The following is a 15,520-nucleotide window of genomic DNA, read 5'->3' on the forward strand; positions in this document are numbered from 1 at the left end:
GATATGCGCGGCGGGAAAACCGCGATTATGACGCCTTGCCCTCGGCGATCCCGGCCAGGCGGTAGCCGCGCGCCGCCTTGCTCAGGTCCGACGGCGCCAGGGCCGCCACGGCGGCAAGCTTTGCGGCGAAGGCGCGCAGCGCCTCGGCGGCGCGCGCGGCGTTGCCATCGAGCCATTCCAGCTCGAGTTCCTGAATGCGCTCCTGCGCGGCACTGGCCGGGGCGGTGATGGTGCCGGTGTCGAGCGCGGCTTCGATCCGCGCGCCGTCCTGCGTGACGATCCAGGTGCGGCGGATGAAGTCGGTGCGGAACACCGGCGCCAGGCCGCCGATCAGCGGCGCCAGCACGGCTTGCGCCTCGGCGGGAAAGCTTTTCAGTTCAATGGCCTCGCCGGCGATGGCGGTCTCCCACTCATGCCGCGTGGCCAGGCCGCCCTGGCTGCTGCCGGCGGTCTTCAGCGTCTGCAGCCACTGCTCGCCCTTGCGGCGCAGGCGCAGCGCAGCGCGCGCCTGCGCCAGATCGCGCCGGGGCGTGTCGAGGTAGACATTGAGCAGCGTGGCTTCGCCTTGCGGCTGGCCGTGGTCGTCGAGCCAGGCGGCCAGCGGGGCCAGGGCGGCGTCGGGGACGGCGAGTTTGAGTTCGATTTCCTGGGGCATGGCGGAGAGTTAGCGGCGGGCAATGGCGATAGGCATCCCAATCACCACTAGCCGGTCCCCTCTCCCGCTTGCGGGAGAGGGGGGCAAACACGCGGGGGCGTTCAGGGCGCTGCCTGACAACTTCGCCTCAGCCAAACAACCGCGCCAGCTCCACGCCAGGATCGGGCGCGCGCATGAACGCTTCGCCCACCAGGAACGCATGCACATCCGACTCGCGCATGCGCTGCACGTCTGCGGGGCCGAGGATGCCGGACTCGGTCACCACCAGCTTGTCGGCCGGCATGCGCGGCAGCAGCTCAAGGGTGTTGTCCAGCGACACCTCGAAGGTGCGCAGGTTACGGTTGTTCACTCCCAGCAGAGGGGTCTTCAGCCGCAGCGCCACGTCGAGTTCGTCGCCGCCATGGACTTCCACCAGCACGTCCATGCCCAGTTCGTGCGCGCAGGCTTCCAGGTCGGCCATCAGTCCCGGATCCAGCGCCGCGACGATCAGCAGGATGCAGTCGGCGCCCCAGCTGCGCGCTTCATAGACCTGGTACAGGTCGACCATGAAGTCCTTGCGCAGCGCCGGCAGCGGGCAGGCGCCGCGGGCGCGCTTCAGGTAGTCGGCGTGGCCCTGGAAGAAATGCTCGTCGGTCAGCACCGACAGGCAGGCCGCGCCATGCGCGGCATAGCTCTCGGCGATGGCCTCTGGCAAGAACTGCTCGCGCAGCACGCCCTTGGACGGCGACGCCTTCTTGATCTCGGCGATCACCGCGGCGTGGCCGCCGGCGATCTTGTCGCGCAGCGCGCGCTCGAAGCCGCGCGGCGCGAAGCCGGCCTCGGTGCGCAGGCTTTCGGCCTCGGCGCGCAGGCTGGGCAGGTCGCGCCGCTTGCGCGCGGCGGCGACTTCGTCGGCCTTTACAGCCAGGATTTTCTGCAGGATGTCGGACATATCGGCGTCTCTTACTTGAACTGCTGCGTGGCCCGCACGAAGGCGTCGAGCTTCTGCCGCGCCGCGCCGCTGGCGATGGCTTCGCGCGCGCGGCGGATGCCGTCTTCGACCGAATCCGCCACGTTGGCGGCGTACAGCGCGGTGCCGGCGTTCAGCGACACGATCTCGCGCGGGGTGCCGGGCGCGTTGGACAGCGCCTCGAGCAGCATGTCCTTCGATTCGGCGGCATCGGCGACCTTCAGGCCGCGGTTGGAGATCATCGACAGGCCGAAGTCCTCGGGGTGGATCTCGTACTCGCGCACCTCGCCGTCCTTCAGTTCACCCACCAGCGTGGCGGCGCCGAGCGAGACCTCGTCCATGCCGTCCTTGCCGTAGACCACGATGGCGTGCTGCGCGCCCAGGCGCTGCATCACCCGCACCTGGATGCCGACCAGGTCGGGATGGAACACGCCCATCAGGATGTTGGGCGCATCGGCCGGGTTGGTCAGCGGCCCCAGGATATTGAAGATGGTGCGCACGCCCATTTCCTTGCGGATCGGCGCGACGTTCTTCATCGCGGGGTGGTGCGTCGGCGCGAACATGAAGCCGATGCCGGTTTCCTCGATGCACTGGCCGACCTGCTCGGGCGTCAGCATGATGTTCACGCCCAGCGCCTCCAGCACGTCGGCGCTGCCGGACTTGGAGCTGACGCCGCGGTTGCCGTGCTTGGCGATCTTCGCGCCCGCGGCGGCGGCGACGAACATCGACGCGGTCGAGATATTGAACGTGTGCGAGCCGTCGCCGCCGGTGCCGACGATATCGACAAAGTGTTCGCGGTCCTTCACCACCACCTTGTTGGCGAACTCGCGCATCACCTGCGCGGCGGCCGAGATCTCGCCAATGGTTTCCTTTTTGACGCGCAGCCCGGTCAGGATCGCGGCGGCCATCACCGGCGAGATCTGCGCCTGCATGATCTGCCGCATCAGGTGCAGCATCTCGTCATGGAAGATTTCGCGGTGTTCGATACAGCGCGTCAGGGCTTCTTGCGGCGTGATCATGGCGTTCTCGTTGACAGTCTGGATGGCGTGATGAGGGCTGGCGGGCGCGGAATCGAGCAGTCTCATCGCGGCGCCTTGACGAAGTTGGCCAGCATCGCATGGCCGTGCTCGGACAGGATCGACTCGGGATGGAACTGCACGCCTTCGACGGCGAGCGTCTTGTGGCGCACGCCCATGATCTCGCCGTCCGGGGTCCAGGCGGTGATCTCCAGGCAATCGGGCAGGGTCTCGCGTTCGATCGCCAGGGAATGATAGCGCGTCACGTCGAAGTGCCTGGGCAGACCTGAGAACACGCCCTGTTGCGTGGTCTCGATGGTGCTGACCTTGCCGTGCATCACCTGCTTGGCGCGGATCACCTTGCCGCCGAAGGCTTCGCCGATGGCCTGGTGGCCCAGGCACACGCCCAGCATCGGCACCTTGCCGGCAAAGTGCTGCAGCGCCGCCACCGAGATGCCGGCTTCCTTGGGGCTGCACGGGCCCGGCGAAACGCAGATATGGTCGGGCTTCATCGCCTCGATCTCTTCGATCGTGATCTCGTCGTTGCGGTAGGTGCGCACATCCACGCCCAGTTCGCCAAAGTACTGGACCAGGTTGTAGGTGAACGAATCGTAGTTGTCGATCATCAGCAGCATGGCGTCTGTCTCCTGTTCTCTCAGATGTCGGAGTCCAGGCCATCCTGGACCTGCTCGGCGGCGCGGATCACGGCGCGCGCCTTGGCCTCGGTTTCCCTCCATTCGGCTTCGGGATCCGAATCGGCAACGATGCCGGCGGCGGCCTGCACGTAGAGGTTGCCGTCCTTGACGATGCCGGTGCGGATGGCGATGGCGAGGTCCATCTCGCCGCCGAACGACAGGTAGCCCACCGCGCCGCCATAGATGCCGCGCTTGCGCGGCTCGAGCTCGTCGATGATCTCCATCGCATGGACCTTGGGCGCGCCCGACAGCGTGCCGGCCGGGAAGGTCGCGCGCAGCACGTCGAGGTTGCTCATGCCCTCGCGCAGCGTGCCTTCGACCGAGCTGACGATATGCTGCACGTGCGAGTATTTCTCGATCACCATCTTGTCGGTGACCTTGACCGAACCGGTCTCGGCAATGCGGCCGATGTCATTGCGCGCCAGGTCGATCAGCATCACGTGCTCGGCGATCTCCTTCGGATCGTTGAGCAGCTCGGTGGCCAGCTGCGCGTCCTTGTCCGGCGTATTGCCACGCGGGCGCGTACCGGCCAGCGGGCGGATGGTGACGATGTGCTCGCTGCGGGTGTCGCCATTGGTGCCGACCTTGCGTTCCTCCTGGCGCACCAGGATTTCCGGCGACGCGCCCACCACCTGGAAGTCGCCGAAGTTGTAGAAGTACATGTACGGCGACGGATTCAGCGAGCGCAGCGCGCGGTACAGCGACAGCGGCGCGTCGCGATAGGGCTTGACCAGGCGCTGGCCGATCTGCACCTGCATCATGTCGCCGGCCATGATGTATTCCTTGGCCTTGTGCACCGCGGCCAGGTAGTCGGCCTTGGCGAATTCGCGGTAGACCTCGGTCTGCACCGACGGGCTGGTCACCGGCACGTCGACCGGCTGGCGCAGCTTCATGCGCAGCTCGCGCAGGCGCTGGCGCGCGCGGGAATAGGCCTCCGGCGTGGTCGGATCGGCGTAGACGATCAGGTAGAGCTTGCCCGACAGGTTGTCGATCACCGCCAGCTCTTCGCACAGCAGCAGCTGGATATCCGGCAGGTTCAGGTCGTCGGGCTTGTGCGTGCTGGCAAGCTTCTTCTCGATATAGCGTACCGCGTCGTAGCCGAAGTAGCCGGCCAGGCCGCCGCAGAAGCGCGGCAGGCCGGGGCGCAGCGCCACCTTGAAGCGGCTCTCGAACTCGGCGATGAAATCGAGGGGATTGCCTTCGTGGGTTTCCACCACCTTGCCGTCGGTCACCACCTCGGTGCGGTTGCCGTAGGCGCGCAGCAGCGTGCGCGCATGCAGGCCGATGAACGAATAGCGCCCGAAGCGCTCGCCGCCGACCACCGATTCCAGCAGGAAAGTGTTGACGCCGCGGGTCTGCGACTGGGCCAGCTTCAGGTACAGCGACAGCGGCGTCTCCAGGTCGGCAAAGGCCTCGGCGATCAGCGGGATGCGGTTGTAGCCCTGGTCGGCCAGCGATTTGAATTCCAGTTCGGTCATGTCGGTCCTCTTGTTCGGCCCGCGCCGCGAGCGATGGTCAGGCGCGGTGCCGCATGTCGGCAGAGTTGGCTGGAGCGTATGGGATTCCGCCCCGGTTGCGGACCGTGGTGCGGCAAGCTTGCGGACAAGGCTGCACACGGCCGGAAAGCGGGCGTGCGGCGCGTTCTTGAGCTAAACGTAGCAGAGAAATAAGGCTACGCTGGCTTTTGGCGGGTTTGGGTGGTGATGCCCGGCATGGCTGGTCGCCTCGGCCGGTGGTGTCGACGCCTTCGGATCGAAGGCGCGTCAGCAGACTCGCGAACGCACTTTACGCCTGTTGAGAGGCGCGCCAGCGACGCCAGGGCCAAGCCTGCCGATCACTGCCAGAAGAGATGCGTTTGCGGTTGAGAAACATTGAATGTTCAGGGATTTCAGTCGCGGCCGACCTGATGACCGACCCTAGCGATGACTTGCCCGGTGTGCCGCGAACAGCGCTGCGGCGTGGGCAATGGTGTCGACTATACCATCGGCTTCGACGGCTTGTACAGGATTGCCATGGTTGTAGCCATAGGGCACCAGCAGCACGCCCATGCCCGCCGCGCGCGCCGCATGGGCGTCGTTTTCCGAGTCGCCCAGCGCGGCCATTGCCGACGGCTCGAGCCCGAAGGCATCGGCCACCTTGAGCAGCGGAAACGGGTCGGGCTTGCGCAGCGGGAAGGCATCGCCGCCGTAGACCAGCTCGAAATACTGGGCCAGGCCGGTCTTGGCCAGCAGCGGCTCGGTGAAGCTGTAGGGCTTGTTGGTCACGCAGGCCAGCCGAAGCCCGGCCGCCTTCATCGCCGCCAGGCCTTCCCGCACGCCCGGGTAGACCTGCGAGAACTGGCCGTTGATGCGGATGTATTCGCGGTCGTAGAGCGCGTAGGCATCGGCAAACAGGCCGTTGGCGTGCAGCGGCGAAAAGCGCGCGTCGAGCACGCGCCGGATCAGGTTTTCGGAGCCCTTGCCGACGTAGCTGACGATCTCCTGCCCGGACATCGGCGCCACCGGTCCGAGGTTGGGGTGCTGGCGGCCCAGCGCCAGCAGCATGGCGTTGATCGAGGCGTGGAAGTCCCCCGCGGTGTCGACCATGGTGCCGTCCAGGTCGACGATCACACCTTCGATGCCGCGCCAGTCGGCGCGGCGCAGCACCACGCCCGCGCTCATTGGCCGGCCTTGGCCAGTTCGCCGCGCAGCGCCGAGATGATGCCGCGGTAGCCGCCGTCGGCATCGGGCTTGCCGAACACCGCCGAGCCGGCCACAAAGGTGTCGGCGCCGGCCTTCGCGATCTCGGCAATGTTGTCGACCTTCACGCCGCCGTCCACTTCCAGCAGAATGGTGCGGCCGGTGCGGGCGGTGTACTCGTCGATGCGCTGGCGCACCGCGCGCAGCTTGTTCAGCGTCTCGGGGATGAACGACTGGCCGCCGAAACCCGGGTTGACCGACATCAGCAGGATCACGTCCAGCCGGTCCATCACGTGGTCCAGGTGGTGCAGCGGCGTGGCCGGGTTGAACACCAGGCCGGCCTGGCAGCCGTGATCGCGGATCAGCGCGAGCGAGCGGTCGACGTGTTCGCTGGCTTCCGGGTGGAAGGTGATGATATTGGCGCCGGCCTTGGCAAAGTCGGGGATGATCCGGTCCACCGGGCGCACCATCAGGTGCACGTCGATGGGGGCGGTCACGTGCGGGCGGATCGCCTCGCACACCAGCGGGCCCACGGTCAGGTTGGGCACGTAATGGTTGTCCATCACGTCGAAGTGGATCCAGTCGGCGCCAGCCTCGGTCACGCGGCGCACTTCCTCGCCCAGGCGGGCAAAGTCGGCGGACAGGATGGAAGGGGCGATACGGAAGGTGGGCTGGGTCATGGTGGCGCGCGGTGAATGCGGGGAATGCTGTTATCGCCGCTGGCGGCGGGCCGCGGGCGCCGCCGGGTCGCTGAACCCAGCCGGGGGGCCAGCAGGGCGGCAAGGGCGGCCGGGGCCACGGCGGGCGGCACGGCGTTGAAAGACCGCTATTCTACGCCCGCCCGGGGCGATCGCGTCCGGCCGGCGCCCGGCCCGCGCTCTTGCCCGTCCCGCGCCCATCCCGCACAATGCGGCTACCCCTTTCCCTGCCGGCCCTGCCCAAATGAGCGAGTACGCCTTCTCCGTGTCGGTACGCACCCAGTACCTGCCGGACCAGTCCGACCCCGAGCGCGGGCGCCATGCCTTCGCCTATACCATCACCATCCACAATACCGGCGAGGTCGCGGCACAGCTGATCTCGCGGCACTGGATCATCACGGACAGCGACAACGGCACGCAGGAAGTTGCCGGGCTGGGGGTGGTTGGCCACCAGCCGCTGCTCAAGCCGGGCGAGCATTTCGAATACACCAGCTGGGCCACGATCTCGACCCCGGTGGGCTCGATGAAGGGCGAGTACTTCTGCGTGGCCGAGGACGGCCACCGCTTCGAGGTGCCGATTCCCGAGTTCGCGCTGGTGCTGCCGCGCATGCTGCACTGAAGGTGCGGGGAACCTACTGGCGCGGTGCGCTGTCCTGATCCTGCTGCGGCGCTTGCGTGTCGCCCTGCGCCGGCTGGCGCGACGGGTGCTCCGACGGCGCGCGGGTGGGACGCGGGTGCTTTTTCGCCGTGCCCATGGTCCAGACCACGATAAAGATCAGCAGGAACAGCGCCACGCCGGCTTCCAGGGCGAACAGCAGCATGGGATGGGCTTCGAAGAACTTGCTCATGACAGATGCAGCGCGGCCCGCGGGGGCGCAGGCGGTGGTTGAGGGATGACGGTGGCATTGTAGGGGCATTCCGGCGGAATGCGCCCCGCACGCTGCGGCTTCCAGGACTTTGAACAATAGCAAGATGGCATACGCGGACGCTTTCCCGATTCCACAGGTTTCCCAGGTTTCCTCCCCGTCGCCGCGCCGCATGCGCGGCTGGCTCGCGCTGGCCGGCGCGGCGGTGCTGCTGGCCGGCTGCATGAGCGGCCCGCCGCCGCGCATCGAGACCACCCCGTCCGGCACCGCGCCGCCGTCGGCGTCGCCGCAGAAGGGCCGGCTGCAGGCGGCCAGCTGGGCCGAGATCGGCGGCTGGGCCCAGGACGATGTGCGCGCTGCCTGGCCGGCGCTGCAGCAAAGCTGCCAGGCGCTGAAGAAGCGCGCGGAATGGTCCCGCGCCTGCGCCGCCGGCATGATGGTCAATGCCGGCGACATCAACGCCATGCGCGCGTACTTCGAAAGCAACTTCCAGCCGTACCGCGTGGTCAATGGCGACGGCACCGACAGTGGCCTGATCACCGGCTACTATGAGCCGATCCTGCATGGCTCGCGCACACGCCAGGGCAAATTCCAGGTGCCGCTGTACCGCAAGCCGCCGCAGTTCGGCAACCGCGCACTGCCGGCGCGCGCCGAGCTGCTGCAGAACCCGGCCATGCGCGGCAACGAGCTGGTCTGGGTCGACGACGCGGTCGAGGCCGCGTTCCTGCAGATCCAGGGCTCGGGCCGCATCCGCATGGCAGACGGCAGCATGATGCGGGTGGGCTTCGGCGGTACCAACGACCAGCCGTTCCGCTCGTTCGGCAAGTGGCTGCTGGACCGCGGCGAGATCACCCCGGCGCAGGCCACCATGCAGGGCATCAAGGCCTGGGCGCGCGCCAATCCCGGCCGCGTCGAGGAGATGCTCAACGTCAATCCGCGCTTTGTCTTCTTCCGCGAGCTGCCGCTCGGCAACGACGGCCCGGTGGGCGCGCTGGGCGTGCCGCTGACCGCGGAGCGCTCGATCGCGGTCGACCCGGCCACGATCCCGCTGGGCGTGCCGGTGTTCCTGTCGACCACGCGTCCGCTGTCGACCGAGCCGATCCAGCGCCTGATGTTCGCGCAGGATACCGGCAGCGCGATCAAGGGCGGCGTGCGCGCGGACTTCTTCTGGGGGGCCGGCGATGCCGCCGGCGAGACCGCCGGACGGATGAAACAGGGCGGCAGGATGTGGGTGCTGATGCCGCGCAGTTAAGGCCAGCCCATCAGGCTAATACTGCGAATGTTGTCTCCCCTCTCCCGCAAGCGGGCGAGGGGAGACAACCGGCGCATTTCAACGCGGCCGCTGGTCCACGATCCGCTTCGCCTTCCCCACCGAGCGCTCGATGCCCCCCTCCGGCAGCACGTCGATGGAAGCGGTCACTCCGATATAGGACTTGATCTCATGCGCCAGCCGCTCGCGCGCGGCCTGCGCACGCGCCGGCTCGCCGCCATGGGCGCATTCCACGCGCACCGTCAGCGTGTCCATGTGGCCGTCCTTGCCCAGCACGCACTGGTAGTGCGGCGCCAGTTCGGCCTGCTTCAGGATCAGTTCCTCGATCTGCGACGGGAACACATTGACTCCGCGCACGATCATCATGTCGTCGGTGCGGCCGGTGACTTTCTCCATGCGGCGAAATGCCGCGCGGGCCGTGCCCGGCAGCAGACGGGTCAGGTCGCGCGTACGGTAGCGCACCACCGGCATTGCTTCCTTGGTCAGCGAGGTGAACACCAGCTCGCCGAACTCGCCGTCGGGCAGCACTGCGCCGGTGTCCGGGTCGATGATCTCCGGGTAGAAGTGGTCTTCCCAGATGGTCGGGCCGTCCTTGGTCTCGGCGCATTCGTTGGCGACGCCGGGCCCCATGACCTCGGACAGGCCATAGATGTCGACCGCCGAAATGCCCATGCGCTTCTCGATCGCCAGCCGCATTTCCGGCGTCCACGGCTCGGCGCCGAAGATGCCTACGCGCAGCGAGGTGCTGGCCGGGTCGATGCCCTGGCGCTCGAATTCGTCGGCGATCGCCAGCATGTAGCTGGGGGTTACCATGATCACTTCCGGCTTGAAGTCCTGGATCAGCTGCACCTGCCGCTCGGTCTGCCCGCCGCCGAACGGGATCGCGGTCAGGCCGGCCTTCTCGACCCCGTAGTGCGCGCCCAGTCCGCCGGTGAAGAGTCCGTAGCCGTAGCTGATATGGACCTTGTCGCCGCGTCGCGCGCCCGAGGCGCGGATCGAGCGCGCCATCACCGTGGCCCAGTTGTCGATGTCCTGCAGCGTGTAGCCGACCACGGTCGGCTTGCCGGTGGTGCCCGAGGAGGCATGGATGCGCGCCACGCGGTCCTGCGGCACCGCGAACATGCCGAACGGGTAGTTGTCGCGCAAATCCTGCTTGCTGGTGAACGGAAAGCGGGCCAGGTCTGGCAGCGATTCCAGCTGGTCGGGGTGCACGCCGGCCGCGTCGAACTTGCGCCGGTAGACCGGTGAATTGGCGTAGGCGTGGTGGAGCGACCATTTCAGGCGCTCCAGCTGCAACGCCTGCAACTCGGCGCGGCTGGCGGTCTCGATCGGATCCAGGGGCAGATCGGTCAGGCGCGTGCTCATGGGGTCTCCTGCAAGGGGGGCGTTTGTCGTCAGTGTCTTGCCAGGGCTGGCTCAGGCGCCTTCGGTTGCGTCCGGCGGCGGCACCACGTGTCCCTTGATCTGCGCAGACTTGCCGCGGAACATCGCCACCACCTGGCCCGCGGCATTGGTCACGCGGATATCGTAGATGCCGTGCCGGCCGGACAGGACCTGTTCGGTGGCCTCGGCGGTGAGCACGTCGCCGCCATGCACGGGCCGCAGGAACTCGATGCTGCAGCCGGCCGCCACGGTGTTGATGTTATGGCTGTTGCAGGCAAAAGCGAAGGTCGAATCGGCCAGCGTAAACATCAGGCCGCCATGGCAGATGCCGTGACCGTTGAGGAATTCCTTGCGCACCGGCATGGTCAGCCGCGCATAGCCCGGCCGCACCGCCTTGACCGTGATGCCCAGCCAGCGGCTGCAGGTGTCGGCTTCATACATGGCGGCCGCGGCGGCTTCCGCGAGGGCCTGGGGGTCCTGTTTCAAGCTACTCTCCTGTACGGGATGCGGGGGCAGGCCCGCGGTCTACTTGCCGGTGAAGTGGGGGGCGCGCTTGGCGAGGAAGGCGTTGACCCCCTCGGCATAGTCGGCGGACTGGCCAAGCCCGCGCTGCAGGTCGCGTTCGAGGTCGAGCTGGGCGTCGAGCGTGGTCGTGGCGCTGGCATACATGGCGCGCTTGATCGCGGCCAGCGCGCGCGTCGGCTGGGCGGCCAGGTGCGTGGCCAGCGCCAGCGCCTGTTCCGGCAGCAGCGGATCGTCCATGGTCTGCCAGACCAGGCCCCAGGTTTCGGCCTGCTCGGCGCTCAGGCGCTCGCCGGTCATGGCCAGGCCCAGTGCGCGCGCCATGCCGATGCGCTGCGGCAGCAGCCAGGTGCCGCCCGAATCCGGCACCAGCCCGATCTTGACAAAGGCCTGGATAAAGCTGGCGGAGCGCGCCGCCAGCACCATGTCGCAGGCCAGCGCCAGGTTGGCGCCGGCACCGGCCGCAGTGCCGTTGACCGCCGCCACCACCGGCAGCGGCAGGGCTTGCAGGCGGCGGATCAGCGGATTGAACCAGGTGTCGATCAACTCGCCCAGGTCGGTCATGTGCCCGGGTGTGAAATCCAGGTCGGCCAGGTCCTGGCCCGCGCAGAAGCCGCGGCCGGCACCGGTCAGCAGCAGGGCGCGGGCGCCGCCAGCCTCGACGTGGTCCAGCGCCTGCTGCAGCGCCTGGTGCATGGCGCGGGTGAAGCTGTTGAGCTTGTCGGGACGATTGAGCGTGATGATCGCTACCGGGCCCTGCCATGCCAGCAGGATGGGGCCGCTCTCGATGCTGACCGGCTGGCCAGCGGGCGTGGACGTCGGGGGCATTGTTGTCTCCTGCCGAATGGAATCGATGACTCCAGGCTTGTGGTCGGACGGGCTGATGCCTCTAAAATAAACCGACCAGTCGGTCGGCAAATGTTAGCACCAATTTTTGCCTGCGGGTAGCACGTGATTGACGCGAACGCCGGCCGCTGCGCAATGCCGGCCGACGGCACCGCTCTATAATCGCGCTGCCAACAACAATCTGAAACCCCGCCGGCCTGCGCGAGCGAAGCCCGGCGCGCTCTCCCATCCGCATTGGAAATCCTATGAAGAAGTTCGCTGCATTGCTCCTGATCTCGTCCGCCGCGCTGTTTGCCGCGTGCGGCAAGAAAGAATCCGCCCCCGCGCCGGCTGCCGGCACGGATACCGCCGCCAGGATCATCGTGGGCCTGGACGACAATTTCCCGCCGATGGGTTTCCGCGATGCCAGCAACGAGCTGGTCGGCTTCGATATCGACATGGCCAAGGAGGCCAGCCGCCGTCTTGGCATGACGGTCGAATTCAAGCCGATCGACTGGAGCGCCAAGGAGGCGGAGCTGAACGGCAAGCGCGTCGACGTGCTGTGGAACGGGCTGACCATCACCGAAGAGCGCAAGAAGAACATCAGCTTTACCGCGCCCTACATGACCAACCACCAGATCGTCATCGTCGGCGCCCAGTCGCCGGTGAAGACCAAGGCCGACCTGGCTGGCCGCACCGTCGGCGCACAGGACGGCAGCAGCGCGGTGGATGCCATCAAGAAGGAAAGCCAGATTGCCGCCAGCCTGAAGGAACTCAAGACCTTCGGCGACAACGTGACGGCGCTGATGGACCTGTCGGCGGGCCGCCTCGACGCGATCGTGGTGGATGAAGTGGTGGGCCGCTACCTGATCAGCAAGCGTGCCGGCGAATACCGCGTGCTGGAAGAAAACTTCGGCACCGAGGATTACGGCGTCGGCGTGCGCAAGGATGACGCCGAACTGCTCGGCAAGCTCGACCAGACCCTGGCGTCGATGAAGCAGGACGGCACCGCGGCGCGTATCGCCACCCAGTGGTTTGGCGCCGACATCACCAAGTAATCCAGACCCGGCGTGACACCCCTCGCATTTCAGGCGAGGGTCACGCCAACTCCGGGCCCGTTCGCCGGGCTTCCCGGAGGCCTCACCTCCTTCTGTACGCGCGAGCATGGATTACGTCTTATCTCTTCTGCTGCCGCTGGCGCAGGGTGCCAAAGTCACGCTGACGCTATTCGCCATCACGCTCGCCCTGTCGGTGCCGCTCGGGCTTGCTCTGGCACTGGCACGCATTTCGTCATGGCCGCTGCTGAGCGGCCTGGTCAACGGCTATATCTGGCTGATGCGGGGTACGCCGCTGATGCTGCAGATGCTGTTTATCTATTTCGCGCTGCCGTTCGTGCCGGTCATCGGCGTGCGGCTGCCTGATTTTCCCGCGGCAGTGGTGGCCTTCGCGCTCAACTACGCCGCGTACTTCGCGGAAATCTTCCGCGCCGGGATCAAGTCCGTCGACCGCGGCCAGTACGAGGCCAGCAAGGCTCTGGGCATGACCTACTTCCAGACCATGCGGCGGGTCGTGCTGCCGCAGATGGTCAGCCGCGTGCTGCCGCCGGTCAGCAACGAGACCATTACGCTGATCAAGGACACCTCGCTGATCTACGTGCTGGCGCTCAACGACATCCTGCGCACCGCGCGCGGCATCGTGCAGCGCGATTTCACCACCACGCCTTTCCTCGTCGCCGCGCTTTTCTACCTGTTGATGACGCTGATTCTGACCTGGTTCTTCCAGAATCTCGAAAAACGCTATGCCAAACATGATGACTAGCCCGAACGGCGCCCCTTCACCCGATGCGCCCGGCGTCATGATCGCGGCACGGGACATCTTCAAGTCGTTTGGGCCGCTGCAGGTCCTGCGCTGTGTTTCGCTGACCTTGCGCAAGGGCGATGTCACCGCGGTGATCGGCCCGTCGGGCTCGGGCAAGAGTACCTTGCTGCGTTGCCTGAACCATCTCGAGGTGATCGACCGCGGCAGCCTTCACATCGAGGGCGAGACACTGGCCGCCGCCGTCCCCGACGGCGCGGCCCGCTATGTGGCGGACGCGGACGTGCGCCGCATCTGCCGGAAGATGGGCATGGTGTTCCAGTCGTTCAACCTGTTCCCGCATATGACGGTGCTGCAGAACATCATCGAGGCGCCGGTGACGGTGAAAGGGCTGCGGCGCGATGCGGTGATTCCCAAGGCCGAGGAACTGCTGCGCAAGGTCGGGCTGCTGGCCAAGCGCGACAGTTATCCGGCGCGGCTGTCCGGCGGCCAGAAGCAGCGCGTGGCGATCGCGCGCGCGCTGGCGATGGAACCGGACATCATGCTGTTCGACGAGCCCACTTCCGCGCTGGATCCCGAGCTGACCGGCGAGGTGCTGCGCACCATGCGGCAGCTGGCAGAGGAGCATATGACCATGCTCGTCGTCACCCATGAAATGGGGTTTGCGCGGGAAGTGGCGAACCACGTCGTATTCATGGACGAGGGCCAGATTCTCGAGGAAGGCCCTCCCGGGGAAGTGTTCGGCGCGCCGGCCCACGCGCGCACCCGCGAATTCCTCGCGCACATGCTCTAGCCGGCGCCGTCATGCCGCAACCGATGGCAGAATAGCCCGCAGCCGGTGGCGACCATGCCATCCGCCTGACCATATTTAGGAGAAGACATGTCGTACGAGAACATCCTGGTCGAGACCCGCGGCCGTGTTGGCCTGGTCACGCTGAATCGCCCGAAGGCCCTGAATGCGCTCAATGATGCGCTGATGGATGAACTGGGCGCCGCGCTGACCGCCTTTGACCAGGATGAAGGTATCGGCGCCATCGTCATCACCGGCAGCGAGCGCGCCTTCGCCGCCGGCGCCGACATCGGCATGATGTCCAAGTACTCCTTCATGGACGTCTACAAGGGCGACTACATCACCCGCAATTGGGAAACCATCCGCAAGATCCGCAAGCCCGTGATAGCGGGCGTAGCCGGTTATGCGCTGGGTGGCGGCTGCGAACTGGCGATGATGTGCGACATCATCATCGCGGCGGACTCGGCCAGATTCGGCCAGCCCGAGGTCAAGCTTGGCACCATGCCGGGCGCGGGCGGCACCCAGCGCCTGCCGCGTGCGGTGTCCAAGGCCAAGGCGATGGACCTGTGCCTGACCGCGCGCATGATGGACGCCGCCGAAGCCGAACGCGCGGGCCTGGTTTCGCGCGTGGTCCCGGCCGACAAGCTGCTGGACGAAGTGCTGGCGGCGGCGGAGACCATCGCCGGATTCTCGCTGCCGGTGGTCATGATGATCAAGGAATCGGTCAACGCCGCCTACGAGACCACGCTGGCCGAGGGCGTCCACTTCGAGCGCCGCCTGTTCCACGCTACCTTCGCCACCGAAGACCAGAAGGAAGGCATGGCCGCCTTTGTCGAGAAGCGCAGCCCGAATTTCCAGCACCGTTAGGCTCCGGGATCAGGGAATACCCGAGGGTGGAGAAGGGCTATTGCCTCGCTTTCGCCCCGTGATGTGGCTGTTTCCCTATGTGATTCAAAGGCTTACACGATAGCCGCGGGAACGTTTAGCGGATCAACGTGACAAAGGTGTTGCAAGGGCGGCGAAACCGGCCTACTATTCGCCCCCTCGCAACACAACGCGGCACCTGCAAGGCAGGCGCAGCAAGGGTTGCGGGGTCGACCGGAAGGTTGGCGCAGCGAAGTTTGCAGCGCTGACGGCAGCAAAAAAGATTGCGGCAAACGGTTGACGAAACGAAGAAAGTTCTGCATAATCTCGTTTCTCTGCTGCAGACAACGCAGCGCGCTGAACGGCAAAGCCGGGTGGCGAAGTTCTTTAACAAACAAACAACCGATAAGTGTGGGCGCTGGGTAGCGGACGCCACTGTCTATGGACAGTGATGCTTCAAGTTATACAGTGCTCGCACAGCAAAACGTGACTGG

General features: G+C 66.6%; 17 protein-coding genes. 6 read left to right on the forward strand and 11 right to left on the reverse strand.

Features of this window, described 5'->3' with window-relative positions:
• Positions 1-25: 25 nt before the first annotated feature.
• The 7 genes from MKD50_RS22210 to rpe form a co-directional block, all read right to left on the reverse strand.
• Positions 26-655: a CYTH domain-containing protein gene (locus MKD50_RS22210; protein ID WP_240072702.1), complete on the reverse strand. Its 630-nt coding sequence runs from the start codon at positions 653-655 to the stop codon at positions 26-28.
• 127 nt (positions 656-782) lie between these two features.
• A complete protein-coding gene (gene trpC, locus MKD50_RS22215) occupies positions 783-1,586 on the reverse strand; it encodes an indole-3-glycerol phosphate synthase TrpC (RefSeq protein ID WP_240072694.1) in 804 nt (267 codons plus the stop codon).
• Between the two features lie 11 nt (positions 1,587-1,597).
• Complete coding sequence (gene trpD, locus MKD50_RS22220) at positions 1,598-2,623, reverse strand: anthranilate phosphoribosyltransferase (protein WP_115681502.1); 1,026 nt, start codon at positions 2,621-2,623, stop codon at positions 1,598-1,600.
• Positions 2,624-2,685: 62 nt separating this feature from the next.
• Positions 2,686-3,255 carry an aminodeoxychorismate/anthranilate synthase component II gene (locus tag MKD50_RS22225; RefSeq protein WP_115704971.1) on the reverse strand — a complete coding sequence of 190 codons (570 nt, stop codon included), beginning with the start codon at positions 3,253-3,255 and terminating at the stop codon, positions 2,686-2,688.
• 20 nt (positions 3,256-3,275) lie between these two features.
• On the reverse strand, positions 3,276-4,793 hold the full coding sequence (gene trpE, locus MKD50_RS22230) for an anthranilate synthase component I (protein ID WP_115704969.1): 1,518 nt from the start codon (positions 4,791-4,793) through the stop codon (positions 3,276-3,278).
• A gap of 438 nt (positions 4,794-5,231) precedes the next feature.
• Entirely contained in the window at positions 5,232-5,975 is a 744-nt protein-coding gene (gene gph, locus MKD50_RS22235; RefSeq protein ID WP_252668674.1) for a phosphoglycolate phosphatase, read from the reverse strand.
• A complete protein-coding gene (rpe, locus tag MKD50_RS22240) occupies positions 5,972-6,673 on the reverse strand; it encodes a ribulose-phosphate 3-epimerase (protein ID WP_174080203.1) in 702 nt (233 codons plus the stop codon). Before rpe ends, gph begins: the two co-directional genes overlap by 4 nt.
• A gap of 262 nt (positions 6,674-6,935) precedes the next feature.
• Here rpe and apaG point away from each other — a divergent pair, with 262 nt between their 5' ends.
• Positions 6,936-7,310 carry a Co2+/Mg2+ efflux facilitator ApaG/CorD gene (gene apaG / locus MKD50_RS22245; RefSeq protein ID WP_012353991.1) on the forward strand — a complete coding sequence of 125 codons (375 nt, stop codon included), beginning with the start codon at positions 6,936-6,938 and terminating at the stop codon, positions 7,308-7,310.
• 13 nt (positions 7,311-7,323) lie between these two features.
• Here the strand turns inward: apaG and MKD50_RS22250 are convergent, their stop codons facing one another.
• Entirely contained in the window at positions 7,324-7,539 is a 216-nt protein-coding gene (locus MKD50_RS22250; protein ID WP_115704964.1) for a hypothetical protein, read from the reverse strand.
• 124 nt (positions 7,540-7,663) lie between these two features.
• Here MKD50_RS22250 and mltA point away from each other — a divergent pair, with 124 nt between their 5' ends.
• A complete protein-coding gene (gene mltA, locus MKD50_RS22255) occupies positions 7,664-8,809 on the forward strand; it encodes a murein transglycosylase A (protein WP_252668675.1) in 1,146 nt (381 codons plus the stop codon).
• Between the two features lie 78 nt (positions 8,810-8,887).
• Here mltA and paaK read toward each other — a convergent pair whose 3' ends face one another.
• Genes paaK through paaG form a run of 3 tightly spaced genes read right to left on the reverse strand, consistent with a single transcriptional unit; the run spans position 8,888 to position 11,560 of the window.
• Positions 8,888-10,192 (reverse strand): phenylacetate--CoA ligase PaaK, encoded by a 1,305-nt coding sequence (gene paaK, locus MKD50_RS22260; protein WP_252668677.1) that lies wholly within the window; start codon positions 10,190-10,192, stop codon positions 8,888-8,890.
• Between the two features lie 51 nt (positions 10,193-10,243).
• Entirely contained in the window at positions 10,244-10,696 is a 453-nt protein-coding gene (gene paaI, locus MKD50_RS22265; protein ID WP_252668679.1) for a hydroxyphenylacetyl-CoA thioesterase PaaI, read from the reverse strand.
• A 39-nt stretch (positions 10,697-10,735) separates the two neighbouring features.
• Entirely contained in the window at positions 10,736-11,560 is an 825-nt protein-coding gene (gene paaG / locus MKD50_RS22270) for a 2-(1,2-epoxy-1,2-dihydrophenyl)acetyl-CoA isomerase PaaG (RefSeq protein ID WP_252668681.1), read from the reverse strand.
• A gap of 263 nt (positions 11,561-11,823) precedes the next feature.
• Between paaG and MKD50_RS22275 the strand changes: the two genes are divergently transcribed.
• The 4 genes from MKD50_RS22275 to MKD50_RS22290 all read left to right on the forward strand — a co-directional run bounded on the left by MKD50_RS22275 (position 11,824) and on the right by MKD50_RS22290 (position 15,029).
• The gene (locus MKD50_RS22275) at positions 11,824-12,615 is read left to right on the forward strand and encodes an amino acid ABC transporter substrate-binding protein (RefSeq protein ID WP_252668683.1); all 792 of its coding nucleotides are present in this window, start codon (positions 11,824-11,826) and stop codon (positions 12,613-12,615) included.
• Positions 12,616-12,721: 106 nt separating this feature from the next.
• On the forward strand, positions 12,722-13,375 hold the full coding sequence (locus MKD50_RS22280; RefSeq protein ID WP_115704956.1) for an amino acid ABC transporter permease: 654 nt from the start codon (positions 12,722-12,724) through the stop codon (positions 13,373-13,375).
• A gap of 37 nt (positions 13,376-13,412) precedes the next feature.
• Positions 13,413-14,165: an amino acid ABC transporter ATP-binding protein gene (locus MKD50_RS22285; protein ID WP_252668689.1), complete on the forward strand. Its 753-nt coding sequence runs from the start codon at positions 13,413-13,415 to the stop codon at positions 14,163-14,165.
• Between the two features lie 87 nt (positions 14,166-14,252).
• On the forward strand, positions 14,253-15,029 hold the full coding sequence (locus tag MKD50_RS22290; RefSeq protein ID WP_252668684.1) for an enoyl-CoA hydratase: 777 nt from the start codon (positions 14,253-14,255) through the stop codon (positions 15,027-15,029).
• The last annotated feature ends 491 nt before the right edge of the window (positions 15,030-15,520 follow it).

Source organism: Cupriavidus mimosae, from assembly GCF_023952485.1.
GTDB lineage: Bacteria > Pseudomonadota > Gammaproteobacteria > Burkholderiales > Burkholderiaceae > Cupriavidus > Cupriavidus taiwanensis_C.

What these genes read in the sequence shown, in the direction of transcription:
- apaG (WP_012353991.1), top strand. Translation starts at nt 6,936, where the DNA reads ATGAGCGAGTACGCCTTCTCCGTGTCGGTACGCACCCAGTACCTGCCG.
- rpe (WP_174080203.1), bottom strand. Translation starts at nt 6,673, where the DNA reads ATGACCCAGCCCACCTTCCGTATCGCCCCTTCCATCCTGTCCGCCGAC.
- trpD (WP_115681502.1), bottom strand. Translation starts at nt 2,623, where the DNA reads ATGATCACGCCGCAAGAAGCCCTGACGCGCTGTATCGAACACCGCGAA.
- paaG (WP_252668681.1), bottom strand. Translation starts at nt 11,560, where the DNA reads ATGCCCCCGACGTCCACGCCCGCTGGCCAGCCGGTCAGCATCGAGAGC.
- trpE (WP_115704969.1), bottom strand. Translation starts at nt 4,793, where the DNA reads ATGACCGAACTGGAATTCAAATCGCTGGCCGACCAGGGCTACAACCGC.
- gph (WP_252668674.1), bottom strand. Translation starts at nt 5,975, where the DNA reads ATGAGCGCGGGCGTGGTGCTGCGCCGCGCCGACTGGCGCGGCATCGAA.
- mltA (WP_252668675.1), top strand. Translation starts at nt 7,664, where the DNA reads ATGGCATACGCGGACGCTTTCCCGATTCCACAGGTTTCCCAGGTTTCC.
- MKD50_RS22285 (WP_252668689.1), top strand. Translation starts at nt 13,413, where the DNA reads ATGATCGCGGCACGGGACATCTTCAAGTCGTTTGGGCCGCTGCAGGTC.
- trpC (WP_240072694.1), bottom strand. Translation starts at nt 1,586, where the DNA reads ATGTCCGACATCCTGCAGAAAATCCTGGCTGTAAAGGCCGACGAAGTC.
- MKD50_RS22290 (WP_252668684.1), top strand. Translation starts at nt 14,253, where the DNA reads ATGTCGTACGAGAACATCCTGGTCGAGACCCGCGGCCGTGTTGGCCTG.
- MKD50_RS22225 (WP_115704971.1), bottom strand. Translation starts at nt 3,255, where the DNA reads ATGCTGCTGATGATCGACAACTACGATTCGTTCACCTACAACCTGGTC.
- paaK (WP_252668677.1), bottom strand. Translation starts at nt 10,192, where the DNA reads ATGAGCACGCGCCTGACCGATCTGCCCCTGGATCCGATCGAGACCGCC.
- MKD50_RS22275 (WP_252668683.1), top strand. Translation starts at nt 11,824, where the DNA reads ATGAAGAAGTTCGCTGCATTGCTCCTGATCTCGTCCGCCGCGCTGTTT.
- MKD50_RS22210 (WP_240072702.1), bottom strand. Translation starts at nt 655, where the DNA reads ATGCCCCAGGAAATCGAACTCAAACTCGCCGTCCCCGACGCCGCCCTG.
- MKD50_RS22280 (WP_115704956.1), top strand. Translation starts at nt 12,722, where the DNA reads ATGGATTACGTCTTATCTCTTCTGCTGCCGCTGGCGCAGGGTGCCAAA.
- MKD50_RS22250 (WP_115704964.1), bottom strand. Translation starts at nt 7,539, where the DNA reads ATGAGCAAGTTCTTCGAAGCCCATCCCATGCTGCTGTTCGCCCTGGAA.